Genomic DNA, 23,565 nt, shown 5'->3' with positions numbered 1-23,565 from the left:
CTATCACGACCTACGGTCGTGGCTTTCAATCAGCCGTAGGCTGGCCGCTAATTCTTAACTCTTAATTCTTAATCACTAGTGTCCGGTAAACTCCGGACTACTGGTGATTTCAGAGTTTTCCGATTCAATTTCGAACTTTCTTGATGCTTTTCTAGATTCAAGGTGTCATGTCGGAAACAGGTTCCATTCTGTAGGGGTTTTGTTAATTTGATTCTGAAGCGCTTGATCCGGTTTTTTTAGGAAGGCGAATAGGTCAATGTAGGTCATTAGGTGGATCCTGATGATGCTCGTGAGATTGGAGAATGACCACTTTCTAGCAGCTTTGGCCTTGATTAATTTAATCAGCAAGTCGGCAATCAGAGCACACCAGATCTGAATCTTGATTGCGTTTTCACTGTCTCCCAGAAAGTACTTCAATGGATAGTTTTGCTTGAGTCGTTTGAAAAGTATCTCGATCTGCCATCGTCTCTGATAGATGGATGCTATGGTGGCTGCTGCCAGTTTGGTGTTGTTAGTAATAAATTGAAATTTCTTTCCAGACTGAGGGTCAATAAAATGAATCATTCGACATTTAACAGTGGGGTGCTCATAATGAGTATGGCCTAGAACACCCAGCCTGTCCTTGTGAACTCCCTTACTCTTTTGATGCTCACTTACTTCGAATTTTTGAGCTGCCTTGAACACAGCTCCTTTCCTTTTACGGGTGACCCAAGTGACCTTTTCATTTTCAAATTGGCTCAGCCTGTCATAGTTATTATAACCCTTGTCAAAGACTATGATCGATCCCTCAGGTAATTTGAGATCCTTCAAGAATGGAGCATCATGACTGGCCGCGGAACTGTATCGAATGAGGCAAGGTACATCTTCATCGCTCTTAATAAGGGTATGGACCTTAATACCGCCCTTACGTCTGCCATTCGATGAAGGTCGTCCAGCGTTGCTCAACACTTCGCTAAACAAACTAATGGTGGTGGAGTCAGCAATGTAAAGTCTGGATCTAAGTCCTTTTCGGCTGTCCGGTAAAAAACGACGATGCCGATCGTAGAGAAACTGATAAATCTTTGCAAAAACAGACTCTGATCGACGCGAATTAGCATCACTAAGTGTACTGCGCCGAGGGAACGCTTTAATGCCTAAATGATTTATGCGATGTTCCCACGCCAACATCCCAGTGGTTACCTCCCTGAGAGAGGAGCAGTTATTGAGAATGCCATAAAGCATGCTCACCAGATGCGCGTGTGTGGTGAAATGCTTATAGTACCTATCCGCCTTATTCATTGAAGAAATCCGGTCAATGGACGTTTTAGGAACGAAACTTAAGACCTGGGAGAAAATCGGCTGTCCGGTAAAAAACTTACTTTTGCTCATGTTTATTCTTAAGTGTGGTAACTCAAAAATAAACTATAAAGGGAGGCGCGAGCCTCCCTTTTAAAATTCTCCGGTTCCCCGGACACTAATGATTCTTAATTCTTAATTTTTCAGAATCTTGCCGCCAGCAGCAATTCTATGCTCTTGTGTTTGAGACCAAACTTGCGCGCCACGTGTTCGTTGGTTAACCCGCCTTTGTAGGTATATACTCCCTTCATGAACCACTTGTGGGAGAAGATCATGGCTTCCACCCCGCCTTCTTCAGCAGCGCGCAGGATAGTTGGCGTAAATATGTTGCTTAGCGCATTGGCCGCCGTATGGGCCACCCGTGATGCAACATTCGGCACGCAGTAATGAATAACACCGTGTTTCCTGAACACTGGCCTGTTCAGCGAGGTCGGCTCCGACGTCTCAATGCAACCGCCCTGATCTATGCTCAGGTCAATGATCAGCGAATCCTGTTTCATGCGACTTACCATTTCTTCAGTAATCACATGTCGCGGTCTTCCCTTCTCGGCTCGCAAAGCGCCAATGACAACATCAGCCGTTTTCAATGACTCGCCCAGCGTAACGGTATCGATAGTGGACGTATAGATCTGTTGACTCAACAAATGTTTGATGCGTCGCAGCTTGTACAGATGATTATCGTACACTTGCACTTCGGCGCCCAGGCCGAGCGCGGCGCGCACCGCATATTCAGCTACGGTGCCGGCTCCGACAATCACGACCTTCGTGGGCGGTACGCCGGTGATGCCACCCAAAATAACTCCCTTTCCTCCGTTGGCGGTGCTGAGATATTCTGAAGCGATTCCCATGATGGTGCTTCCTGCTATCTCACTCATCGCACGGATAATAGGCATTCCACCAACTTTGTCTTCAATAAACTCATAAGCCAGTGCCGTGAGTTTTTTCTTCATCATCGCCTGCAGACTTTCGACTTTAAGCTGTCCGATCTGCAATGCTGAGATAAGAGTCTGACCCGCATGCATCAACTCCATCTCCTCCATGGTAGGAGGCTCTATCTTTAGAATGACATCGGCCTGATATACTTCCTGTGCTGAATAAACGATCTTGGCACCAGCGTCGCTGTACTGCTGATCCGTAAACTTCGATCCCATCCCCGCCGATGTCTCTACCCATACATCGTGACCGTTGTTGACCAGGAGGGCGACAGCATCGGGTGTTAAGCTGATCCGGTTTTCCTGTAACGATATTTCTTTAGGCAGGCCTATAAAGAATGCATGCCTGCGCTTTCGTACTTCCAACGTTTGTTCCTGTGGTGTGATGCTGGCTTTCGCCAACGCCTCAAATCCTGTTTTCTTCTTCTCCGTCATGGACTGTAATCACTATAGTTCGGTGTGTGCTGTCAGTTGCCTGAATGGTAACAATGCCATGGGTCGGAGGAATGAGCGATGGAATCTTTTCGGGCCATTCGATAAAACAGGCACGACCGGAGTAAAAATATTCGTCCGTACCAATATCGTATGCTTCCGCCTCGTTCCGGATCCTGTAAAAATCAAAGTGATAGATACTCCCGTTGGCTCCTGCTTCATACTGATTGACAATGGAAAAAGTCGGGCTACTCATTGTCTCGGTCACCCCCAAAGCGGCCCCTACTGCCTTTATGAGGGTAGTTTTTCCTGCTCCCATGTCTCCCTTGAACAGCCAGATCCGGTACTTCGACGCCAACATTGAAATCGCCTGCGCTACGACACCCAGTTCGTCCAGCGTGACGCCGGCGAACACTTGCCGCCCAAGGTCATGATGCATTCTTCGAAGTTAAGAAAATTAGTGGAATGATGATCTCCTCCATGCTCACTCCGCCATGCTGGAAGGTATCCTTATAAAAATTGACGTAGTAGTTATAGTTATTCGGATATGCAAAGAACTGGTCCTCGATCGCGAATACGTACGTGGACGATACGTTAAGCTTTGGAAGAAATAACTTCTCAGGACGGTTCACATTCATGATTTTGTCTCCTTCGTACCCCAGATTTTTTCCCTGCTTGTAACGAAGATTGCTATTCACATTCCGGTCGCCAATGATCTTAAACGGTCTCTTCACACGGATCGTACCATGGTCGGTAGTAACTATCACTTTGACATCCTTCTCGGAAAGCTTTCGCATAATATCGATCAGCGGTGAGTGAAGGAACCAGCTCTTCGTAATAGAACGATAAGCCGACTCGTCCGGTGCCAGTTCGCGCACCATTGCCATATCCGTGCGGGCATGCGACAACATGTCGACGAAATTATACACGATCACATTCAGGTCATTCTGAAAAAGGTTGTTCACCGTATCAACAAGATTCCGTCCCTCTTCAAGATTCTTGATCTTATGGTACGACGTTTTGATATTCAAATTGTTTCTGCGAAGCTGCTTGGTAAGAAATTCATCTTCAAAATTATTTTTGCCTTCATCTTCATCTTCTCCCACCCAAAGGTCGGGATGAGTCTTCGCCATCTCCGAAGGTAATTGCCCGGAGAATATAGCATTGCGTGCGTATGCCGTGGTCGTTGGCAAGATTGAATAGTAGGTCTCCTCGTGGTCAACGTTGAAATATTCGGTGAGCACAGGCTCAATAACTTTCCACTGATCAAATCTCAGATTGTCGATAAGAATGACAAATACCGGCTTTTTGCCGAGCTCCGGAAACACTTTCCGCTTCATCAGCTGATGCGACATTAATGGCTTATCTGCTTTCGGATCGTTCAGCCACGATTCATAGTTGCGCATAATGAACTTGGCAAAATTCGCATTGGCTTCAGTCTGTTGCATGTCGAGCACATCGCCCATGCCTTCGTTGTCCTTGTGGTCCATTTCCAATTCCCAGAACACAAGTTTCTTGTAGATGTCTGCCCATTGTTCATGGTTCATCCTGTCCTGGAAGGCCATGCTGATCTTACGAAAGTCCTGTTGATAATTCAGGTTTGTCTTTTCAATCACAAGCCGTTTGTTGTCCAGGATTTTCTTTACGGACAACAGGATCTGGCTTGGATTGAGCGGCTTGATCAGATAGTCAGCAATCTTCGAACCAATGGCCTCCTCCATGATATGTTCTTCCTCGTTCTTGGTGATCATCACCACGGGAAGATTCGGCTTATTATTCTTTATCTGTGTAAGCGCCTCAAGACCCGACATTCCTGGCATGTTTTCGTCCAGGAATACGACATCGAAATGCTTGTCATCTGTTAGTTCAACGGCCTCTGACCCATTGTTGACAGGTGTGATATCATAACCGCGTTGTTCGAGGAAAAGAATATGTGGCTTCAACAAATCGATCTCATCGTCAGCCCATAAAATGCTATATCTTTGCATATTCTGTTTTTTTTAAAATTAATCATTAATCCCGAGGATGTCCGACATTTCGGAAGAGACACGACATGACGTTATCGAACTACGTTCAACAAATCAAAAGCATTCATCCTTTTTCTTCGGTTTTGCTCTGATGACGATACAAGCACGATCCATGGGTACTTTCGGTAGCGCTTGCCTGCAGCCCTTTTCGCAATCATATCATTGATGTTCAACACGATCAGATGAAATGAACAAGAAGAAGATAATTAACGATCCGGTGTACGGGTTTATTACGTTTCAGAGCGAACTCATTTTCGATATCATTTCTCACCGGTATTTCCAGCGTTTGCGCCACATCAAGCAACTGGGTCTTACTGACTACGTATATCCCGCTGCGCTTCACACCCGCTTTCAGCATGCGCTTGGAGCAATGCACCTGATGGGCAAAGCTCTCGACATTCTGCGCAACAAAGGAGTCGAAATCTCTGCTGCTGAATATGAAGCCTCTCAACTGGCAATTCTGTTACACGACATTGGTCACGGCCCATTTTCACATGCCCTTGAAGACAGCCTCCTTCATAATATTGGGCACGAAAGTTTGTCGTACCTGTTTATGGACAAACTCAATGCCGACTTTGGTGGCGCTCTCGACCTTACGCTGCGCATATTCCGAAACAGCTATCCAAGGAGTTTTTTCCATGAACTGATTTCCAGTCAGCTCGACATTGACCGGTTGGACTACCTGAAGCGTGACAGTTTTTTCACCGGCGTGCAGGAAGGAAATGTCGGCGTCGACCGAATCCTGGCGATGCTTAACGTTACGGGCGATAACCTGGTTGTTGAACATAAGGGGATTTATAGCATAGAGGATTTTCTCAATGCCCGTCGCGTCATGTACTGGCAGGTTTATCTGCACAAGACAACAGTTAGTGCAGAGCGAATGCTTGTGAACCTCATCAGACGAGCTCAGGTACTTGCCAGGGCCGGGGAACAACTTGCCGCAAGTGACGCGCTCAAAAGCTTTCTGAAAAAAGAGACGACACTAAACGACTTTCGGGAGAATCCAGAAACTCTCGACACCTTTGGTCAGTTGGATGACAATGACATCTGGGGAGCAATCAAAAGTTGGAAAGATCATTCCGACCAGATCCTTTCTCTACTTGCCGAGATGATGATTCAGCGACACTTGTTCAGAATTCGACTTGGCGCCGAACCAATACGCAAGAATCAGGTGACGGAGATACGAAATGGGGTAATGAAACATTACAAGCTTCTTGGCTCTGAGGTCTCTTATCTGTTTTCTCACGGCACCGTATCCAACGAGGCTTACGCAGAAGGAAAGGAGATCAACATTATAATGAGCAACGGAGAAGTCATCGACATTGCTCAGGCATCGGACCTTCCACACATTAAAGCACTGAGTAAAATCGTAAAAAAAAACTATCTGTGCTGGCCCAAAAATGTATCTTTGTAATCGTACGTTTCAGGCAATCTACACTCAGTTGGGAAATGATGCAGAGGTTTTCAAAATGCTCCAGCTGCAGGCAGATTAGCGTCACCTAACAATCTCGTAAATGGAATTTACCGTCAATCAACTCGCAGGCATATTATCTGGTCAGGTGAAAGGGGATGGCTCCGAAAAGATAACGATGCTTGGCAAGATTCAGGATGCAAAAAAGGGTCAGATTTCTTTTCTCTCGAATCCGAAGTACGAACAGTTCATATACACCACTCAGGCATCGGCAGTAATCGTCAGCAAGGATTTCGTTCCCAGAAAAGAGTTAAGCACGACGCTTATCCTTGTAGACGATCCCTACAGCAGTTTCACGCGTCTTTTGGAAGAGTATCACAAGATGGTGAGCTTTCAAAAGTCAGGCGCCGAAGAGCCGTCTTTTATCGGTACCAATACTGTTATTGGAAAGGGATACTACCGGGGTGCGTTTTCATACATTGGTCATAACGTAAAGATCGGCGACAACGTGAAGATATATCCACATGCTTATGTGGGAGATAACGTCGTGATCGGTAACGATACAATCATTCACTCCGGAGTAAAGCTCTATGCCGACACACGTATCGGCAATAATTGTGTGATACACGCCGGAACAGTCATTGGCAGCGACGGTTTTGGATTCGCTCCGCAGGAGGATGGATCTTACAAAACAATTCCCCAGCTCGGTGCCGTTATCATTGAAGACAACGTTGCTATCGGAGCGAATACTGTGGTTGACTGCGCTACGCTGTTTGGTGACGCGACCACTATACGCAAGGGGGTGAAACTGGACAACCTGATTCAAATTGCGCATAACGTTGAGGTTGGACAAAACACTGTGATCGCTGCTCAATCGGGCATTTCAGGTTCTACCAAGATCGGCGAAAACTGCCTGTTTGCCGGCCAGGTTGGAATAGCCGGTCACCTGACTATTGCCAACAATACTTCTATTGGTGCGCAGGCCGGAATTCCAAAGTCGATTAAAGAGCCTGGCCAGAAATTGATTGGATATCCGGCGATTGACCTTGGCAATTATTTCAGGTCATATGTCGTGTTTAAACAGCTTCCTGAAATGCTTTCCCGCCTTCGTGAACTGGAAAATAAGGTCCAGCGGAGTGAAGGCAAATCCATTTCTGTCGATCAATAGAAGTGCCGGTGGCGAAAGCCCTGCCATCAAAAATTGGATTATCTGGTGTTTGGGCTTAAATTTGCCCACTTTTGCCAATCATGCTTAATATTAAACAGCAAACAATACAGAAGTCGGTATCGCTTTCGGGCGTCGGACTCCATACCGGCGTTCAAACGAACATGACTTTTGTGCCCGCCAAGCCGAATCATGGCATCAAGTTTCAGCGCATTGATTTACCTGGCTCGCCAGTGATAAATGCCGATTGCGATAACGTTGTAGACGTATCGCGGGGAACGACCATTGAGGAAAGCGGCGCCCGGGTGAGTACCATTGAACACACTCTGGCGGCCCTCACGGGCCTTCAAATCGACAACGTCATTATCCAGCTTGACGGCCCCGAGTGTCCCATCATGGATGGAAGTTCCATTCAGTTTGTGGACGTGTTAAAGGCCGCTGGAACTGAAGAGCAAAACGCTCTGCGTGATTTCTTTGAAGTTCAGGAGCCACTCTTCTATCGCGAGGCGGCCCGGAACGTAGAGATCGCGGCGCTTCCGCTGGATGATTATCGCGTAACGGTAATGATCGACTACAACTCCCCTGTACTTGGCAGCCAGCATGCGTCGATAACCGACATCAAGCAGTTTGAGAAGGAAATTGCTTCCTGTCGCACATTCTGCTTCCTCCACGAGCTCGAAATGTTATACAAGAACAACCTCATTCGCGGTGGCGATCTTAATAATGCCATTGTTATCGTGGATAGGATTGTACAGGAAAATGAACTGGAGAACATAGCCAAAATGCTTGGCAAACCTAAGGTTGCCGTTAAGCAGGAAGGCATTCTGAACAACATCGAATTGCGCTACAAGAATGAGCCAGCACGCCATAAGTTGCTGGACATTGTTGGGGACCTTACACTGGCAGGCCGACCTCTGAAGGCTCAGGTGTTGGCTGCGCGCCCAGGCCACGCAGCGAATGTTGCGTTTGCCAAGAAATTGAAAAAGGCGATGCAGGAGTCCGACAAAAAGGGACGTCCTAAGTACAATCCTAACTTGCCTCCGGTCATGGATATCAACAAAGTTACGGCCACGTTGCCGCACCGATATCCCTTTCTGCTGATTGACAAGATTATTTATCTCGATAATGAAAGTGTTGCTGGCGTGAAGAACGTCACAGCGAACGAGTATTTCTTTCAAGGTCACTTTCCAGGCAATCCAGTAATGCCAGGTGTGCTTCAGATCGAAGCAATGGCCCAGATCGGTGGTATCCTGGTATTGAATACAGTACCTGATCCTGAAAACTACTGGACTTATTTCCTGGGTGTTGAAAATTTCCGTTGGCGTAAGATGGTGTTACCCGGCGACACAATGGTCATTCAATGTGATCTTTTGGCTCCTATAAAACGGGGAATCGCGAAAATGACAGGTAGGGGTTACGTTGGAAATACGCTGGTCTGCGAAGGAACTATGACAGCCAGCATTGTTCGAAAAGACTCATGAGCAAATATCCCTTAGCAAATGTGCATCCTGATGCCAGGATCGGAAACAATGTAGTGATCGAACCATTTGCCACCGTTCAGGCGGATGTGGTGATTGATGACAACAGTTGGGTTGGCCCGAATGCCATTCTTTGGGATGGTACCCGGTTGGGGAAGAACGTAAAAGTCTACCCCGGTGCATCTGTTTCATCTGTTCCGCAGGACCTCAAGTTCGCTGGCGAAAAGACGGAAACATATATTGGCGATAACACCGTAATCCGGGAAGCTGTAACCATAAGCCGCGGTACCAATGATAAGTTCAAGACGGTTATTGGCAAGAACTGTTTGCTAATGGCCTATGTGCACGTGGCGCATGACTGTATTATCGGCAACAACTGCATATTGGTTAATGCCGTGCAGGTCGCCGGACACGTCACCATCGACGACTGGGCCATCATTGGCGGAGCCAGCGCGCTTCATCAGTTCGTCAAAGTCGGTTCGCATGTAATGGTTTCAGGAGGTTCATTGGTGCGCAAGGACGTTCCACCCTATACCAAGGTGGCACGTGAGCCACTTAGCTATGCCGGCATAAACACCATTGGACTGCGTCGCCGGGGATTTACTTCAGAAAAAGTGAACGAGATCCAGGAGATCTACCGATATATTTTCCTCAAGGGTCTAAACAATTCAAAAGCGATAGACCTCGTCGAACATGAAGTTCCGGCATCTGCTGAGCGCGACTATATTGTTGAATTCATAAGAACATCGGAACGCGGGATCGTCAAAGGCTACGAAGGTGCCGATTAGGCTGTCATTTCATTAATCGATAAGAATCCCTGCCGTCAAATCGCTGACATGGGTAACTCCCCGCCTCCACCCCGCAAGCAAGAAGCGATCCGGATCGAGTTAAACGGTGTCGGCAAGCGCTTTAACCGGGAATGGATATTCCGTAATCTCACGGAGACATTTCACCCCGGACAAGTATACGCTGTTACCGGCCCTAATGGAGCCGGCAAATCGACGCTTCTCAGCGTGTTATGGGGACAGACTCCTCCAAGTCTTGGCACCATCCGCTATACCGGAGAGAAACGAACAATTCCAGACGACGAAGCATTTCAGCACATAGCCATCGCGGCTCCATACATGGACCTGATTGAGGAGTTTACCCTGGCTGAGCATTTAACTTTTCATTTCAGCATGAAACCGGCACGAGGCGGGATGAACGTGGATACAATGCTCACAAAAATGTATCTCGAGAGCGCCCGTGATAAACATATCTCCAATTTTTCTTCGGGTATGAAACAACGGGTGAAGCTGGCTCTTGCATTCTATACCCAGTCGGATATCCTTTTTCTTGACGAACCGGGTACTAATCTCGATCGCCGGGCATTTGACTGGTACCTGGCTCAACTTGAGCAAATACCCAGTGGCTGCACGATTTTTATTGCAAGCAACCAGGAGGCAGAATATCCGTTGAATGCTCAAAAAATAGATATCACTCGCTACAAGTAACGGTTACATTACCGGCCGTGTGTCTATATATCCGCCGGACAGCATAAGGCAGCTTCCGGGTGGTTTGTTTTTAGCCTTTTTAGATTGATATTGGTAAATAAATCAAAAAGTGGAATCATGAAATTTGTGACCAAGTGGAGTTCGTTTATCACGTTGTTTGCAGCTATCCTTGTCCTGAGCAGTTGCGGAGGTGACGACCCCGAAAAATCCGAAGAAGAGGTACAGCTTGAAAAACTGAAAGGAACCTGGACAATGGCAAGCGTACAGAACGACGGCGTTGATCGTTCGGACGAATATCCAGGTATGAAAATCACGCTGAGCGGAACCTATGTTTCCGGAGGCACTTATGACCTCACCAGCTCAGCCACCGATTGGCCAAGTCTGAGTCCATGGAAAGCAAGCGATAAATGGAAATTCAATTCTGCCAATGTATCTAGCATTATCGTTCGGGTGACCGACAATCTGGACATGAACTATACACTTGGAAATTCTGATAAACAGCTCACTATTACGTTCAATTATAGCGGCCCGGGTTTCAACAACAGCAGAACTTCGTCGGTTAGCGGCAGCTGGACATTTACCTTTACGAAGTAATTTTTAACATCCAATATTTCAGGAAAGCCGTCTCTATGGGACGGCTTTCTTTTTTTACGGGAGCTATAACGGACAAGTCTGCTGTTTTTTGTGAGAACCCGAGGCAATTCTATTTCAGCACCACTATGGTTATCCCATCACCGCCGTGCTCAACATGTTCGTCGCGAACACTAGCCACTTCGCGATAACGCTTCAGGTGATCGCGAATAACTTTGCGCAGAACCCCCTCTCCTTTTCCGTGAAGTATTCTGACCTCGCCAACTCCCAGCAATATGGCAGTGTCCATAAACTGGTCGAGAATGCCGATTACCTCATCAACGCGTTTTCCACGAACGTCCAGCGTATCACTGAAGTTCGCCCTCTTTTCCAAAACATTTATACCTGCTGACCGCAGTCTATTCGTTACTTCTTTCTCAACGGGTACATCTGCCTTCTCAAGCCGGTCGAGCTTCGTGACCGATTTTAACAAGCCAAATTGGACCGTAGCATTCTTTCCGCTGATGGACAGAATTGTACCGGAACTATCCTGCCCAACGATGCGTACGCGATCACCTTCTGAGAAAACCGGTGCCGCTTTTGGCGCCTGCGCCTCTACGTCGCCTACCCTATCCGTTAGCGTTCGCAAGTTCTGCCTGACCTTCAGCGTTTCTTTCTTCTCCGCCTTGTTCTCTTTGATATGTCTTATCGTCTTTTCAATCTCGCGATTCGTCTGTTTCAGAAGGTTTGAAGCATCCTCGCGGGCTTTCGTGATGATCTCTTTTTTTCGGGACTCCAGGTCCGAATAAAGACTTTGATAACGGGAAAGCGATTGTTTTAATTCAGTTTCCTGCCGGTCCAGCTTACGCACCTTTTCTGTGAGCTCCTGTTTTTCTTTCTCGAGGGATCGCACCAGTCTCTCGAATCCCGCCAGATCTTTACCGACAAGCCTCTCAGCTTCTGTCAGGGTATTGGTCGGCAATCCGATTTTTTTGGCTATCTCCAGGGCAAAGGAACTGCCCGGCTTACCAATATCCAGTACAAAAAGCGGCTGCAGATTCTTGTCATCAAAACGCATGGCAGCATTTCTGATTCCCTGTCTCTGACCTGCAAAAAGTTTAAGATTGTAATAGTGCGTAGTGGCTACTCCCCAAACTCGTTTTTGAAGCAACGACTCCAGTATAGCCTGAGCTATGGCCCCACCGAAATTCGGATCCGTGCCTGAGCCCAACTCATCCAGCAACACCAGCGACTTGCTTGTCGCCGATTCGGTGAACACTTTCATATTCCGGAGGTGGCTGCTGTATGTACTCAAATCATTCTCCAGCGATTGCTGATCTCCAATATCGAGTAAGATATCGCTGAATATTCCTACCCTTGAACGATCTGAAAGTGGTACAAGGATCCCGCACTGAACCATGTATTGCAGCAGTCCTACCGTCTTGAGGCAAACAGATTTACCTCCTGCATTTGGTCCTGACACCAGGAGCATACTGTGCTCTTTGTTGAGTTCTATAGACAAGGGCACGACCTCACGCTTACCCTTCAAACTCAAATACAAAAGTGGATGACGGGCGTTATACCAGGTAAGTTCCTGTCCCTGTTCCAACAGAGGAAGATCACCGTTAATCTCTAGTGAAAACTTTGCCTTTGCCCTGATAAAGTCGATTTGAGCCAGGAACCTATACGCCTGACGGAGTGGCTGGAGATGTTCGCGAAATACATTTGTTAGCGCTGTCAGAATGCGGACTACTTCACGCTTCTCCTCATGCTCGAGATCGCGGATTTCGTTGTTGGCTTCGAGTACTTCGGCCGGTTCCATGAACACCGTCTGACCTGTGGCAGACTCATCCATAATGAACCCCTTCATTCGCCGCTTGTGTTCTGCCAGTATCGGAATGACTACACGCCCGTCGCGTATTGTGGGCAGGGCACCGTCCGGAACCCATTGCTCGCTCACGGCATTGCGAAAGATCTGTTCGGTGAGTTTTCGGATTCTTGATTGTTCCTCGCGCAGACGCTTTCTGATTGTAGCCAGTTCCGGACTTGCTGAATCACGAACCATCGATTTGTCGTCGATGGTTGAAAAGACTTTCTTGCTGAGTTCATTTCCGATACTTATCGGTGACGCCAGCTTTTGAAGTTCCGGATAAGTCTCAGCAGATTTATTCAGAAAGTCGCGACAGGCTAGTATCGTCTCCAGCGAATAAGCCATGTTCAAAAACTCGTCGGCTTCGAGCCAATTTCCCTCGAGGGCGACCTTTCTAAGCCACTCTGCCGGATCGAAGAAATGCCGGTCGGGAAACGGTTCACCCTTTTCCAGAATGAGCCTGAACTCAAGGTTTTGCTTCAGAAGTGCCTTGATAAAATTAAACTCTGTACTGAAGCGCATGCGATCGACCCACTCCTCGCCCGCATAGCTGAGACAATACGATTTGAGCTTGCTTCTGATTTGGTCAAACCCCAGTTTCTGTTCAAAAGAATCCGGATAGATCATTTCTTGACTTGGTTCGAAATCATTTGTTGCTCCCGAAGATTAAGGGAGTCGATGAGTGCTGTATAAATCTCCTCCATGAGGACCGGATTTTTCATGTAATAGTCGAAAGACAACCTGAAAATTGAATCAGAGGTGCCGAGTTTCTTAAAAATCTCCGGAGACATGTAGCGAAACATCTGAGACGTTGAATCACGGGACACCCCAACTGTCGAAACTTTTTGCTCGACCAGATAGACCTCCGTCATGGCGCGAACCATCTCCGATTGCCCCAGGAGACCCTTTGGCTTATCCCTTTTTGAGCAACCCAAGAGGAGAAGGGTTGATGCAACCATAATCGCCAGAACGCGCGGAATGAAAACCATCTTATTTACTGATATAAGCATCCCATTACTTCAATTTGGGTGGGGAAAAATACTCATAATTGTTCTATTTTTGGCGAAAACGGCCTGTTGCGACTTAAGCGATCGCAGGTTCAAAGAACAAACTTTATTCCAACAGATAGACCGTGCGGGATCTTTTAAAGAAATTACGCAGATACGAGATACAGATTCGGAAGGCGATCAACAGCCAGATGCAGGGCGACTTCCATTCAGTGTTCAAGGGCTCCGGTCTGGAGTTCGATGACGTAAGACCCTACCAATATGGCGACGACGTGCGCACCATAGACTGGAACGTTTCGGCGAAAGGTCACGGCACGTTCGTCAAAACTTTTCGGGAGGAGAAAGAACAAACTGTCTTTTTCATTCTCGACGTTTCCGCCTCTGAGGACATAGGCAGCCCGGGTAGCACAAAGGCAGACATAGGAAAAGAGATCTGCGGCGTACTTGCATTGTCTGCATCAAAGGAGTCTGGCCATGTGGGGCTTATTTGTTATTCCGATCAGAAAGAAAAGTACATCAAGCCAACGAAGGGTCATCAGCAGGCTTATGAAATCATCGCGACGCTTGCCCGCCTTCAACCGCAGTCGGACAAGACCGACCTCACCAAAGCTATAGCCTTCGCGTTGAATGCCATACGCCGACGTAGTGTTGTCATTCTGATTTCTGATTTTATTGATGAAGGATACGAACACAATCTGAAAGCGCTCGCCCGCCGTCACGATCTTGTCGTAATTCACATTTCCGACAAGCGTGAAACGAGGTTGCCGAAGCTTGGCATCATACCCGTCATAGACAAGGAATCCCACAGAACGCTTTGGGTAAATACTTCCTTCGGCGATTTCCGCAAGAAAATCAGCACGCGTTTGGCTGAGCGGCGAACGGCACTGGAGAAATTCAGCCGCAAGCATCAAATCAATTTCATTTCACTTGATACGGACGAAGACTATGTTCCCAAATTGCTGCGTCTGTTCAAAGTGAGAAACAAATCGTTAAAGACCTGAGTGATGATGATTCGTGTGATGGGTTTATGCCTGGCAATGATCGCAGGCTTGACATCAGTGCAGGCGCAGGAGGTGCAGGTTCATGGCGGCTTCTTAGCGGATAGCCTCGGCATAGGCGAAGAAGGAGGTTATTATCTGACCGCTCGTTACCCGAGTGAACTGAATATTCTCTTCCCGGACTCAACGTACAACTTTGCTCCTTTCGAATACGGGCGCAAAGTTTACTTCCCGACCAAAACGGTAAATGGACAAAGCTATGACAGCGCAGTCTACTACGTGTCTACTTTCGAAATCGAAAAACGGCAAAGTCTTAGCATACCGGTATTTCAATACAACGATCTCGATACTGTTTCTTACGCGTCTCCGCGCGATACAGTACGTTTAATAGAGTTGGTGAAGAACCTTCCCGATACACTGGCAGTTCAAAACCTTCCATTGAAGACGAACACTGCCTACCAACTTGTTCCCTTCCTATTCAATTATCCGATTCTTATAATCGTTTTGGGTGTATTGTTGATTCTGGCACTGATAGGATGGCTGGTGTTTGGCAAGAGAATAAGAAAGCACTATCGCATCAAGCGTATGGAGAAGGCCTTTCAGAAATTTATCGGTACATACACCACCCAGGTTAATGAAATCAGGCAGGCCTTCTCGCCTACCCGAACTGAACACGCACTGGTAGAATGGAAACGTTACATGGAGCAACTGGAGTCAAGGCCATACACCAAACTCACAGCGCGGGAAACTATGCGCATGGAGAACAACGAGGTATTAGGCAGCAACCTCCATTCAATTGACGGCGCGATCTATGGCCACAATACAAGTGTTGTAGAGCCGCTTGAGAAACTGCAGTCATTCGCACACGAGCGATACAATAAGAAACTGGAGGAGGTGAAACATGGATAAGGATACCTGGCTTTCACCCGAATGGTTTCAGATCTCTACGTTGCAGTCGTTTGCCTGGGAGAACCCGCTGTTCCTCTGGCTGGTGATTGGTGTTCCTCTTTTGTTCCTGCTGCGCTGGCTGATGCGGCTTCGTTTCAACCAAAAGCTTCCGGTTGCAGTCACTCAGAAAGATCTGCATGTGTCTCCCATGACGCTCGTTCGGCTGTTGCCGGACATCTTTCTGATGATGGCACTCGCCTTTATCCTGGTAGCGCTTGCCCGTCCACAAAAGACGAACGAAAAGGTCGAGCAATGGACCGAAGGGATCGACATTATGATCGGTCTCGATATTTCACAGTCTATGCAAATTGAAGACTTTCTGCCCAACAGACTCGAGGCGGCAAAGAGCGTTGCACGGGATTTTATTGATGGTCGTCTTCAGGACCGCATTGGTATTGTCGTTTTTTCAGGCGACGCGTTTTCACTTGCTCCTCTTACAACGGACTACACATTGTTGAAATCTTATCTTGATGAGATCAATTTTGACATGATTGAAAATCGCGGTACAGCGATAGGCAGCGCCCTGGCTGTTGTAACCAATCGCATGAGCGAATCGGAAACCAAGTCCAAAGTATGTATTCTGATTAGTGACGGCGATAACACTGCGGGTAACATCGATCCCATAACTGCAGCTAAGCTTGCAGCAAGCTTCGACATCAAGATTTACACCATCGTCGTGGGTAAAGAGGGACTTGTTCCATATGGCAAGGATTTCTTCGGTCGTCCCAACATGATTGAAAATACAGTCGATGAGACGACGATGCGTGAGATAGCAAAGATCGGAGGTGGTGAGTTCTTTCGTGCCGCCGACAACAAAGCCCTATCTCAGGTGTTCGCCCGCATTGATCAATTTGAAAAGGCTGAAATCAAAGAGACCCGCTTCAAAGACACCTCTGACTATTACTACATCTATCTTCAGTGGGCGATTGCCTTCTTCCTCGTGTGGCTTGCACTGAAGTCTTCGTTCATTTCGAACGTATTGCAGGATTGAAAGATCAGTTAATATTGTCCGGGAACAGAATTAACCTACCGGCGAAAACAATCATCACGATACCTAAAACGATGTTCATGATCCGGATGAATCGTGGTGTGATGAGAGTACGTAGCCTGTCAGCAAGCTTTGCTTTGATAACATCTGTACTGAAAACGGTAGCTACGATCGAGACAAAGAAAACAGTTGCCTTTACCGGATGCGCATAACCCAACCGTGCTGTTGCAACGCTTACCGTCGCGATCCAGAAGAATAATACCATCGGGCTGAGCGCATTAATGAGGAAGCCTTTACCGACGAGTTTGATCCAGGGGCCGCCTTCAATCTTTGCCTGGAACTGGAACGTGGCGAGGCGGCGACGCTTTACCAGCAGATAATAAAGACCGAATCCAAGAAGTATCACACCTCCACCATACGCCATATAGTGACGGAAATTTCCTGCTTCTGTGAACTGTACGAGGCCCAGATAAGACACGAGAATATATACAGAGTCACTGAGCGATACTCCGATTGCAACGAAGACTCCGCTCCTGAAGCCCTTCTCAATACTGGTTTGAATGATCGTAAAGAATACCGGACCGATTAGAAATGCCAGAACAATGCCGGAGATTACTCCATTAACGATGATCTCCATTGACGTTATTTTGAAGGAAGTTTTTCCAGTCTTCCAGCTGTGCGTTCTTCATCACCCTGGGAAATTTATTTTGACCGCCAACTTTGCCCTTGGACTCCATCCAGTCGTAAAATGTTCTGACGGGGATCACATCAACAAACACTTCTTTCAGGGCGGCACTGCGCTCCACAGCATAGTCGTCGTTCAATGCCCTGAGATGCTCATCAATCTTGTCGCGCAAAAGCTTTTTATCCACCGGTGCATCTGTACCCACAAACCAGTGATGCGCGAACAATGACTGGTATGGAATTCCGGCTACGGTGAACTCGGGAATATTAATATTAAAATCGTTCGACACCAGCTCGATGGCCTTGTTCATGTTATCAACCGACAGGTGCTCGCCACACAGACTGAGAAAATGTTTTGTACGACCGGTGATAACGATTTCCGCTTCCTCGAGCGAAGTGAACTTAATGACATCGCCGATAAGGTAGCGCCATGCACCGGCGCAGGTGGACATCAGTAACGCGTATTCCTTGCCCTCCTCTACTTCATCGATCAGCAATGCTTCTGCGTCAGGATTGATTTCACCATGAGCATTAAAGTTCTTCTCTTCGAACGGGACAAACTCGTAGAAGATGCCATTGTTCAGCACCAGGCGCATAGTCCTACGGTTAGGATAAGCCTGGAAAGCAATAAACCCTTCTGAGGCGAGGTAAGTCTCGATGTATTTTATCGGGCGCCCCAATAATTTTTCAAAGCCCTTGCGATAAGGATCGAATGACACTCCACCGTGTGCATACACCTGAAGGTTAGGCCAGATCTCATGAATGTTCTTAATGCCGTGGTGCTTGATGATTTTCTCCATGAGAATCTGAATCCATGCAGGCACGCCTACAACTATTCCAATGTCCCACTCCGTTGCACGTTCGGCAATCTCATCAAGCTTGGCATCCCAGTTCCTTGTTTTGGCAATCTTCTTTCCAGGCTTATAGAAATGCTGAAACCAGAACGGCAAGCGCGCTGCCTGAATCCCGCTAAGATCGCCTTCGAAGAAGCTTCCGCGGTTGTTCAAATGAGTGCTACCACCGAGCATCAAGATTCCCGACTCAAAGAACGACGGCTCAAGATCGTATTTCGATAAAGTAAGTATCTGCCGGATACTTGTTTTCTGAATGGCCTTCGTCATGTCTTTTGTGACGGGGATATACTTGGACGACGCCTCCGAAGTGCCTGAACTGAGGGCGAAGTACTTCACGCGGCCTGGCCAGCATACATTTCGCGCACCTTGCAGCGAGAGCTTCCACCACTCGGAATGTATCTTGTTATAAGTAAAAATGGGAACTTCCTGGCGAAAGCGCTGATAGAATTCCTTGTCGCTTTTTCTGAATCCTCTGAGGATGCTTCCAAAGTTGTAATGCTTTCCGAATTCGGTTTGACTTGCAGCAATAAGCAGTTCCTTCAATTCCTTTTTCTGCAGATCGAATGGCGACGTGTACTCCTGCTCCAACATTTCGCGGAGGGTGATTCCTTTTTTGAGTAATGTTCCAAGGATCGCCATATCTTACGTCGGCTTTAGTGGGTTTAAAGGGCCTAAAATAGGCATGAATATCAAGATTAACATACAGAAAATAACTCAAAACTTGCCATCGGGATGCCAGTTAGTGGCCGTCAGTAAGACGAAGAGCGCAGCATTGATTCAGGAAGCGTACGATGCCGGACAGCGCCACTTTGGTGAGAACAAGGTTCAGGAACTGGTGCCCAAATTTGAGACATTGCCCAAGGATATCTGCTGGCACATGATCGGTCACCTTCAGTCGAACAAGGTTAAGTACATAGCACCATTCGTTTACCTTATACATTCCATTGATAGCGAACGTCTCCTTGCTGAAGTTAATAAACAAGCAGCAAAGTCGAATCGCGTAATACCCTGTTTGCTTCAGGTCCATATTGCGAAGGAGGAAACAAAGTTTGGCTTCTCTACCGACGAGGTGAAGGCTTTCATTAAATCCAGCAACATTGCAACCTATGACCATGTTCGGATCTCAGGACTCATGGGAATGGCCACGCTTACTGATGACGAAAACCAGGTGCGCGAAGAATTCAGAACGCTGAGACTCGCATTTTACGACTTGCGCAATAGTACCCTTCCTGCAAATGCCGCTATGGAAATTCTGTCGATGGGAATGAGCGGTGACTACAGCCTGGCCGTTGCAGAGGGAAGCACAATGGTTAGAGTTGGTTCAGCATTATTCGGCGACCGGAGCTAACGCAGCATTAGAAGAGAACTACAAAGAAGATCACGAACGGTGGTCGCATAATATGAATCAGAAAACTACATTTATCTGGGCCGGTTTACTGGGATGTCTTGGCGTAATGGTAGGTGCCTTTGGTGCGCACGCACTGAAGCCGGCATTAGAGGCTGCCGGTCGACTCGACACTTTCGAAACGGCCGTTAAATACCAATTCTACCACACGCTTGCCCTGTTGGCTGTTGGGCTGATGATGAACCATATACCTGCCAAGGCATTGCACTATGCGTCATTGTTGTTTGTATTGGGGATTCTATTCTTTAGCGGCAGCCTTTACATATTATGTATGACTGGCGTTGGCATCCTGGGAGCGGTCACTCCGCTTGGTGGAGTACTTTTTATCGCCGGCTGGATCATGATCGTGGTTAGTGTCGTTCGAAAGTAAACGGCACCTGATAACCTACAGCATGTTCGGCCTATTCAATGCATTCGTGCTTTGACACTACTGTAAACAATTGACGCTTCGCACTCATGTGAAATGTTCCTAATACCTGCGGGCCAGCGGAGAAACGGGAATAAAAAAAGAGAGACTGTCAGTGACAACCTCTCTCTTATGGTTTTGAACCTATATAGCTCTTACCAGTGTGGTACAGTTCTTACTGTGGTTGAACCTTCTTCTCCAGTACGTTTGTAGTGAAGGAGATTTGTGCACCATCCGCGTTGCTTGCGTTTGATACAACAGTTACCACTTTGTTTTGACGACCCATTTTGCCTGCGCTGTTGAATGCGATTGTGATCTCACCCTTTCCGCCAGGAGCGATAGGATCACGCGGCCAACCCTTTGGAGTTGTGCATCCGCATGTAACCTGAACGTTGGTGATCATGAGAGGCTCGTTACCAGTGTTTGTGAACTTAAAAATATGTTCAACTTTATCACCCTGAGCGATATCTCCGAAATCGTGAGTGCTCTTCTCAAAAGTGATCACTGGACCATTCGCTTTCGCAGTGGCCACCTGAGCGAAACCTTGCCCGGCAAGTGCCAACACGACTAACAGGAAAAAGTACTTCTTCATACCTAGATTTTTCTTCAAATTTAGCGGAATACAGGCAACAATGTTGCCAGATTTTAACTTTTTTGTGTAACTGGTTGCCACCAGTCGCCAATTTTCACTGCGAATGAAGCGAATTCCATGTCAGACGAAATCACCGAAACATACGGTAAAAGGGTACGGGTAAGGGCCTGCGGGTTATTGTACGAGAATGATAATCTCCTGCTCGTTAATCACACTTTACCGGGTCGCCCGGAATGGTGGGCCCCTCCCGGCGGCGGCGTCGAATTCGGTGAAACTTTGGAGGACGCACTAAAACGGGAATTTGAGGAAGAAACGGGACTAAAGATAACGGTCGGGCAATTCGCATTTGGTTGTGAATTCATCGGCGGATCTTTACATGCCATCGAATTATTCTTCCACGTAACTCGGCTCAGTGGCACTCCAACGATTGGCAATGATCCTGAATTAGCAATCATTACCGACGTTCAATTTATGGCTCCACAACAGATCAACTCACTGTCCCGCGATGCAATTCATGGCATCTTCAAACTTGTTAGCGTGCCCAATGACCTTCTCCAAATGAAAGGGTTCTTCCGTATATAGACATTCTAAGCGACGACAGTTTGTGAATTAACCACCAAAATATTTATACTTGTAGAAGTTCCTGAACGCATTCGCAATAACAGGCACATTACCCGGGCAGTTATAAACTTTGCAGACCACGTCGCTAACATATAAACTCATACGAAAAGTGAAAGACAACCAGTTCGATGAAGAACTGATTGATCAGTATCACTTGCTCATGAACATCGGCACCAAGGATTTCCAACTGCTTGTTCTGGAGCCTGGAGAAAACAAGGTCTTGTTGCTTGAAGATTTCGTATTGCCAGGTCTTTCATCGAACGACGAACTGCTGCAAATCCTGGATCAGCTATTTGATTCACACGCATTCCTGAAGGCCGGTTTCTGGAAGAAGATCAAAGTGGCGATCAAGAATCAAAAGTTTGTGCAGGTACCCGACACGTTGTTCGTTCCCGAATCCGCGGGCGAATACCTGAAGTTCAACGCGTCAATAGACATGAGTCGCGAGGAGTGCATGGCCACGTACAATGAACGCGCGCGGGCCGTGACAGTTTTCGCTATCAACAGCGACCTTAAGAACTGGCTGCTGCGATTATATCCTAACAAGCCGCCGATCATTACTCATCAATCTGCCTCTTTGATTGAGGGTACCTTGCAATATGCACGCGATCGCTACGACAAACCGTTGTACATCTATGTGGACCGCTTCAAGCTCCACATAATTGTCTGCGAACAGGGGCGTTTGTTATATTATAATCAGTTTGCCATCAAACAATTCTCGGAATATGTGAAGTACATTATGCTGGTGATGAACTCACTTCATATGGACCAGCAATCGAGCCAGGTTGTACTGTGGGGTTACATAGGCAAGAACTCGCCTCACTATCACGAATTCTACAAGTACATCAGCAATGTCACCTTCGGAGCGCCACGACCTGAGAATGGCGGTCTTACACTTGGGTATGTTTTCGACGAACTTCCCCAGCATCACTACTTCGATCTTTACAGCATCAATCTCATCAATCAGTAACCGGTAGTAAGCCGAATTGATCCTGCTTTTCTTTACATGAGCACCTCAAAGCGCATTGCATTATTCCCAGGGTCGTTCGACCCCTTCACTCGCGGCCATGAAGACATCGTGCTACGCGGCCTTCAATTGTTTGATGAGATCATCGTCGCCATCGGATACAACAGTCAGAAGAGCACGCGATACTTCGACATCAACACAATGAGTGATTACATCCGGCAGACTTTTGCCTCGTATCCTAATATCAGTGTAGTAACTTTCTCGGAGCTCACCGCGGAGTTTGCACGACGTAATGGCGCCCGTTTTCTCTTGCGGGGACTCCGAAACACAACCGACTTCGAATACGAGAACAGCATTTCTCAGATCAATAAGAAACTTTTCGAAGAGCTGGAGTCGGTTTTCCTCATCACCACCCCCCAACTGGCATGGATCAGTTCGTCAATCATACGGGAGGTGCATCGCTACGGTGGCGACGTATCGGAGTTCCTGCCTTATAGACTGAAGTGATTGTTCAGGGACCTTGAAGTGATTGTTTGCGAATAACTATTTCGCGGAGCGAACTTCCGACTTGTCGTAGTATTGCTCAAACACGTAGCTGATGGACTTGTACGAGTGCTCCAGCGCATGATAAACTTCCTTTCGGTTCATCCATCGTGTTTCTTCAATGTCTTCCGTAAACGCCGGCCGCATCCTGGTATCATCCACTACATCCATCACATACCATTTCGTCTTTTTGATGATAGCACGGTTGTTCATGGTATAGGTGTGCCACGTTGTGCAAATCTTCTTGCCGAGCTTTACAGTAACATTACACTCCTCTTCAACTTCACGTGTTGCCGTTTGTTTGAACTTCTCCCCCCGCTCCTTCTTTCCCTTAGGAAGGTCCCACTTCTTCATTCGATAAATCATCAGGAACTTGTCCTTCTTGCGGACCAGGCCACCGGCGGCTTTCACCACTTTGAATCGCTGACGGAGGAGTAGCTTTGCTCCCTCATAGTCCCGCACCGAGACATAAAGAGAACGAAGGCTGGAGGGCACCTTGGCATCAAGGAGATTGAGAATGAGATCGAGCTCATTGTCACCGACGTTTTTCGCCCAAACGTGATTTAACAGCTTGGCCTGTGTTATCGGCTCCTTAGCCGAGTCGATGACATGATTGAAGCTTCCCGAATCCGGCTCGTCCCCCTCTTCCAAAATTCTGACGGGAATATCGTTTATGAAGACAATCATGTAGAACAGGTTTACCCAGACTGCCGCAAAAGAGCAAATAATTGGGAAGCAGGCAAGCAGATTCTATATTTTTTCCACTACAGGATTCGAGGTTCATCCACCACGATTAAAATGCGGTGCGCCCATCATCCGGGATACAATTTTAGAACTAC

24 protein-coding genes are annotated in these 23,565 nt (G+C 47.3%); 14 read left to right on the top strand and 10 right to left on the bottom strand.

The genetic code is table 11. From position 1 onward, the window contains the following. Window positions 1-165 precede the first annotated feature (165 nt). From WBG78_RS05790 to WBG78_RS05775, 4 genes are all read right to left on the bottom strand, one after another. A complete protein-coding gene (locus WBG78_RS05790) occupies window positions 166-1,368 on the bottom strand; it encodes an IS4 family transposase (RefSeq protein ID WP_337325442.1) in 1,203 nt (400 codons plus the stop codon). A gap of 110 nt (window positions 1,369-1,478) precedes the next feature. Further along, entirely contained in the window at window positions 1,479-2,702 is a 1,224-nt protein-coding gene (locus tag WBG78_RS05785; RefSeq protein WP_337325441.1) for an alanine dehydrogenase, read from the bottom strand. After that, window positions 2,674-3,138 carry a tRNA (adenosine(37)-N6)-threonylcarbamoyltransferase complex ATPase subunit type 1 TsaE gene (gene tsaE, locus WBG78_RS05780; RefSeq protein ID WP_337325440.1) on the bottom strand — a complete coding sequence of 155 codons (465 nt, stop codon included), beginning with the start codon at window positions 3,136-3,138 and terminating at the stop codon, window positions 2,674-2,676. The genes WBG78_RS05785 and tsaE overlap by 29 nt, the downstream gene beginning before the upstream one ends. Continuing rightward, window positions 3,128-4,687 (bottom strand): T9SS response regulator signal transducer PorX, encoded by a 1,560-nt coding sequence (locus WBG78_RS05775; RefSeq protein ID WP_337325439.1) that lies wholly within the window; start codon window positions 4,685-4,687, stop codon window positions 3,128-3,130. The genes tsaE and WBG78_RS05775 overlap by 11 nt, the downstream gene beginning before the upstream one ends. 226 nt (window positions 4,688-4,913) lie before the next feature. Between WBG78_RS05775 and WBG78_RS05770 the strand changes: the two genes are divergently transcribed. From WBG78_RS05770 to WBG78_RS05745, 6 genes are all read left to right on the top strand, one after another. After that, entirely contained in the window at window positions 4,914-6,140 is a 1,227-nt protein-coding gene (locus WBG78_RS05770) for an HD domain-containing protein (protein ID WP_337325438.1), read from the top strand. Between the two features lie 100 nt (window positions 6,141-6,240). Further along, entirely contained in the window at window positions 6,241-7,305 is a 1,065-nt protein-coding gene (lpxD, locus tag WBG78_RS05765) for a UDP-3-O-(3-hydroxymyristoyl)glucosamine N-acyltransferase (protein WP_337325437.1), read from the top strand. Window positions 7,306-7,385: 80 nt separating this feature from the next. Further along, window positions 7,386-8,783: a bifunctional UDP-3-O-[3-hydroxymyristoyl] N-acetylglucosamine deacetylase/3-hydroxyacyl-ACP dehydratase gene (locus WBG78_RS05760; RefSeq protein WP_337325436.1), complete on the top strand. Its 1,398-nt coding sequence runs from the start codon at window positions 7,386-7,388 to the stop codon at window positions 8,781-8,783. Next, a complete protein-coding gene (gene lpxA, locus WBG78_RS05755) occupies window positions 8,780-9,568 on the top strand; it encodes an acyl-ACP--UDP-N-acetylglucosamine O-acyltransferase (RefSeq protein ID WP_337325435.1) in 789 nt (262 codons plus the stop codon). Before WBG78_RS05760 ends, lpxA begins: the two co-directional genes overlap by 4 nt. A gap of 48 nt (window positions 9,569-9,616) precedes the next feature. Beyond that, a complete protein-coding gene (locus WBG78_RS05750; protein WP_337325434.1) occupies window positions 9,617-10,273 on the top strand; it encodes an ABC transporter ATP-binding protein in 657 nt (218 codons plus the stop codon). Between the two features lie 117 nt (window positions 10,274-10,390). After that, entirely contained in the window at window positions 10,391-10,867 is a 477-nt protein-coding gene (locus WBG78_RS05745; protein ID WP_337325433.1) for a hypothetical protein, read from the top strand. 109 nt (window positions 10,868-10,976) lie between these two features. Here WBG78_RS05745 and WBG78_RS05740 read toward each other — a convergent pair whose 3' ends face one another. Then, window positions 10,977-13,340: an endonuclease MutS2 gene (locus WBG78_RS05740; protein ID WP_337325432.1), complete on the bottom strand. Its 2,364-nt coding sequence runs from the start codon at window positions 13,338-13,340 to the stop codon at window positions 10,977-10,979. Further along, a complete protein-coding gene (locus tag WBG78_RS05735) occupies window positions 13,337-13,723 on the bottom strand; it encodes a DUF4296 domain-containing protein (RefSeq protein ID WP_337325431.1) in 387 nt (128 codons plus the stop codon). Before WBG78_RS05735 ends, WBG78_RS05740 begins: the two co-directional genes overlap by 4 nt. Before the next feature lie 122 nt (window positions 13,724-13,845). On the opposite strand from WBG78_RS05735, the gene WBG78_RS05730 reads away from it, so the two are divergent. Genes WBG78_RS05730 through WBG78_RS05720 form a run of 3 tightly spaced genes read left to right on the top strand, consistent with a single transcriptional unit; the run spans window position 13,846 to window position 16,657 of the window. Beyond that, the gene (locus WBG78_RS05730; RefSeq protein WP_337325430.1) at window positions 13,846-14,721 is read left to right on the top strand and encodes a DUF58 domain-containing protein; all 876 of its coding nucleotides are present in this window, start codon (window positions 13,846-13,848) and stop codon (window positions 14,719-14,721) included. A 3-nt stretch (window positions 14,722-14,724) separates the two neighbouring features. Further along, window positions 14,725-15,627, top strand: a complete 903-nt coding sequence (locus tag WBG78_RS05725; RefSeq protein WP_337325429.1) for a LapA family protein — start codon at window positions 14,725-14,727, stop codon at window positions 15,625-15,627. Then, the gene (locus WBG78_RS05720; protein WP_337325428.1) at window positions 15,620-16,657 is read left to right on the top strand and encodes a vWA domain-containing protein; all 1,038 of its coding nucleotides are present in this window, start codon (window positions 15,620-15,622) and stop codon (window positions 16,655-16,657) included. Before WBG78_RS05725 ends, WBG78_RS05720 begins: the two co-directional genes overlap by 8 nt. A gap of 4 nt (window positions 16,658-16,661) precedes the next feature. Here the strand turns inward: WBG78_RS05720 and WBG78_RS05715 are convergent, their stop codons facing one another. Together WBG78_RS05715 and WBG78_RS05710 are read right to left on the bottom strand one after the other, a co-directional pair. Further along, window positions 16,662-17,291: a LysE family translocator gene (locus WBG78_RS05715; protein ID WP_337325427.1), complete on the bottom strand. Its 630-nt coding sequence runs from the start codon at window positions 17,289-17,291 to the stop codon at window positions 16,662-16,664. Then, window positions 17,275-18,831 (bottom strand): GH3 family domain-containing protein, encoded by a 1,557-nt coding sequence (locus WBG78_RS05710; RefSeq protein ID WP_337325426.1) that lies wholly within the window; start codon window positions 18,829-18,831, stop codon window positions 17,275-17,277. Before WBG78_RS05710 ends, WBG78_RS05715 begins: the two co-directional genes overlap by 17 nt. Window positions 18,832-18,874: 43 nt before the next feature. Between WBG78_RS05710 and WBG78_RS05705 the strand changes: the two genes are divergently transcribed. Next, window positions 18,875-19,540 (top strand): YggS family pyridoxal phosphate-dependent enzyme, encoded by a 666-nt coding sequence (locus WBG78_RS05705; RefSeq protein ID WP_337325425.1) that lies wholly within the window; start codon window positions 18,875-18,877, stop codon window positions 19,538-19,540. A gap of 52 nt (window positions 19,541-19,592) precedes the next feature. After that, entirely contained in the window at window positions 19,593-19,967 is a 375-nt protein-coding gene (locus tag WBG78_RS05700; RefSeq protein WP_337325424.1) for a DUF423 domain-containing protein, read from the top strand. Window positions 19,968-20,178: 211 nt separating this feature from the next. Here WBG78_RS05700 and WBG78_RS05695 read toward each other — a convergent pair whose 3' ends face one another. Beyond that, the gene (locus WBG78_RS05695) at window positions 20,179-20,595 is read right to left on the bottom strand and encodes a DUF1573 domain-containing protein (RefSeq protein ID WP_337325423.1); all 417 of its coding nucleotides are present in this window, start codon (window positions 20,593-20,595) and stop codon (window positions 20,179-20,181) included. Between the two features lie 117 nt (window positions 20,596-20,712). Here WBG78_RS05695 and WBG78_RS05690 point away from each other — a divergent pair, with 117 nt between their 5' ends. The 3 genes from WBG78_RS05690 to coaD all read left to right on the top strand — a co-directional run bounded on the left by WBG78_RS05690 (window position 20,713) and on the right by coaD (window position 22,690). Further along, on the top strand, window positions 20,713-21,177 hold the full coding sequence (locus WBG78_RS05690; protein WP_337325422.1) for an NUDIX hydrolase: 465 nt from the start codon (window positions 20,713-20,715) through the stop codon (window positions 21,175-21,177). Window positions 21,178-21,325: 148 nt separating this feature from the next. Next, window positions 21,326-22,186: a DUF3822 family protein gene (locus WBG78_RS05685; protein WP_337325421.1), complete on the top strand. Its 861-nt coding sequence runs from the start codon at window positions 21,326-21,328 to the stop codon at window positions 22,184-22,186. A 36-nt stretch (window positions 22,187-22,222) separates the two neighbouring features. Beyond that, window positions 22,223-22,690 carry a pantetheine-phosphate adenylyltransferase gene (coaD, locus tag WBG78_RS05680; protein ID WP_337325420.1) on the top strand — a complete coding sequence of 156 codons (468 nt, stop codon included), beginning with the start codon at window positions 22,223-22,225 and terminating at the stop codon, window positions 22,688-22,690. Window positions 22,691-22,726: 36 nt separating this feature from the next. On the opposite strand, the gene WBG78_RS05675 is transcribed toward coaD, so the two are convergent. Beyond that, window positions 22,727-23,413: an NUDIX hydrolase gene (locus WBG78_RS05675; RefSeq protein WP_337325419.1), complete on the bottom strand. Its 687-nt coding sequence runs from the start codon at window positions 23,411-23,413 to the stop codon at window positions 22,727-22,729. Window positions 23,414-23,565: the final 152 nt, after the last annotated feature.

Origin of the sequence: Chryseolinea sp. T2, from assembly GCF_037203685.1 — a bacterium.
Lineage (GTDB): Bacteria > Bacteroidota > Bacteroidia > Cytophagales > Cyclobacteriaceae > Chryseolinea.
Note: the sequence above shows the minus strand (reverse complement) of the source record. Positions and strands in the feature narration are given on the sequence as shown.

Excerpts from the sequence above, each read along its gene's own strand:
- WBG78_RS05715 (WP_337325427.1), bottom strand. The coding sequence starts at position 17,291 with ATGGAGATCATCGTTAATGGAGTAATCTCCGGCATTGTTCTGGCATTT.
- WBG78_RS05750 (WP_337325434.1), top strand. The coding sequence starts at position 9,617 with ATGGGTAACTCCCCGCCTCCACCCCGCAAGCAAGAAGCGATCCGGATC.
- WBG78_RS05690 (WP_337325422.1), top strand. The coding sequence starts at position 20,713 with ATGTCAGACGAAATCACCGAAACATACGGTAAAAGGGTACGGGTAAGG.
- WBG78_RS05725 (WP_337325429.1), top strand. The coding sequence starts at position 14,725 with ATGATGATTCGTGTGATGGGTTTATGCCTGGCAATGATCGCAGGCTTG.
- WBG78_RS05745 (WP_337325433.1), top strand. The coding sequence starts at position 10,391 with ATGAAATTTGTGACCAAGTGGAGTTCGTTTATCACGTTGTTTGCAGCT.
- coaD (WP_337325420.1), top strand. The coding sequence starts at position 22,223 with ATGAGCACCTCAAAGCGCATTGCATTATTCCCAGGGTCGTTCGACCCC.
- WBG78_RS05770 (WP_337325438.1), top strand. The coding sequence starts at position 4,914 with ATGAACAAGAAGAAGATAATTAACGATCCGGTGTACGGGTTTATTACG.
- WBG78_RS05710 (WP_337325426.1), bottom strand. The coding sequence starts at position 18,831 with ATGGCGATCCTTGGAACATTACTCAAAAAAGGAATCACCCTCCGCGAA.
- WBG78_RS05675 (WP_337325419.1), bottom strand. The coding sequence starts at position 23,413 with ATGATTGTCTTCATAAACGATATTCCCGTCAGAATTTTGGAAGAGGGG.
- WBG78_RS05790 (WP_337325442.1), bottom strand. The coding sequence starts at position 1,368 with ATGAGCAAAAGTAAGTTTTTTACCGGACAGCCGATTTTCTCCCAGGTC.
- WBG78_RS05775 (WP_337325439.1), bottom strand. The coding sequence starts at position 4,687 with ATGCAAAGATATAGCATTTTATGGGCTGACGATGAGATCGATTTGTTG.
- WBG78_RS05695 (WP_337325423.1), bottom strand. The coding sequence starts at position 20,595 with ATGAAGAAGTACTTTTTCCTGTTAGTCGTGTTGGCACTTGCCGGGCAA.
- lpxA (WP_337325435.1), top strand. The coding sequence starts at position 8,780 with ATGAGCAAATATCCCTTAGCAAATGTGCATCCTGATGCCAGGATCGGA.
- WBG78_RS05785 (WP_337325441.1), bottom strand. The coding sequence starts at position 2,702 with ATGACGGAGAAGAAGAAAACAGGATTTGAGGCGTTGGCGAAAGCCAGC.
- WBG78_RS05720 (WP_337325428.1), top strand. The coding sequence starts at position 15,620 with ATGGATAAGGATACCTGGCTTTCACCCGAATGGTTTCAGATCTCTACG.
- WBG78_RS05735 (WP_337325431.1), bottom strand. The coding sequence starts at position 13,723 with ATGCTTATATCAGTAAATAAGATGGTTTTCATTCCGCGCGTTCTGGCG.
- WBG78_RS05700 (WP_337325424.1), top strand. The coding sequence starts at position 19,593 with ATGAATCAGAAAACTACATTTATCTGGGCCGGTTTACTGGGATGTCTT.
- lpxD (WP_337325437.1), top strand. The coding sequence starts at position 6,241 with ATGGAATTTACCGTCAATCAACTCGCAGGCATATTATCTGGTCAGGTG.
- tsaE (WP_337325440.1), bottom strand. The coding sequence starts at position 3,138 with ATGCATCATGACCTTGGGCGGCAAGTGTTCGCCGGCGTCACGCTGGAC.
- WBG78_RS05760 (WP_337325436.1), top strand. The coding sequence starts at position 7,386 with ATGCTTAATATTAAACAGCAAACAATACAGAAGTCGGTATCGCTTTCG.
- WBG78_RS05740 (WP_337325432.1), bottom strand. The coding sequence starts at position 13,340 with ATGATCTATCCGGATTCTTTTGAACAGAAACTGGGGTTTGACCAAATC.
- WBG78_RS05705 (WP_337325425.1), top strand. The coding sequence starts at position 18,875 with ATGAATATCAAGATTAACATACAGAAAATAACTCAAAACTTGCCATCG.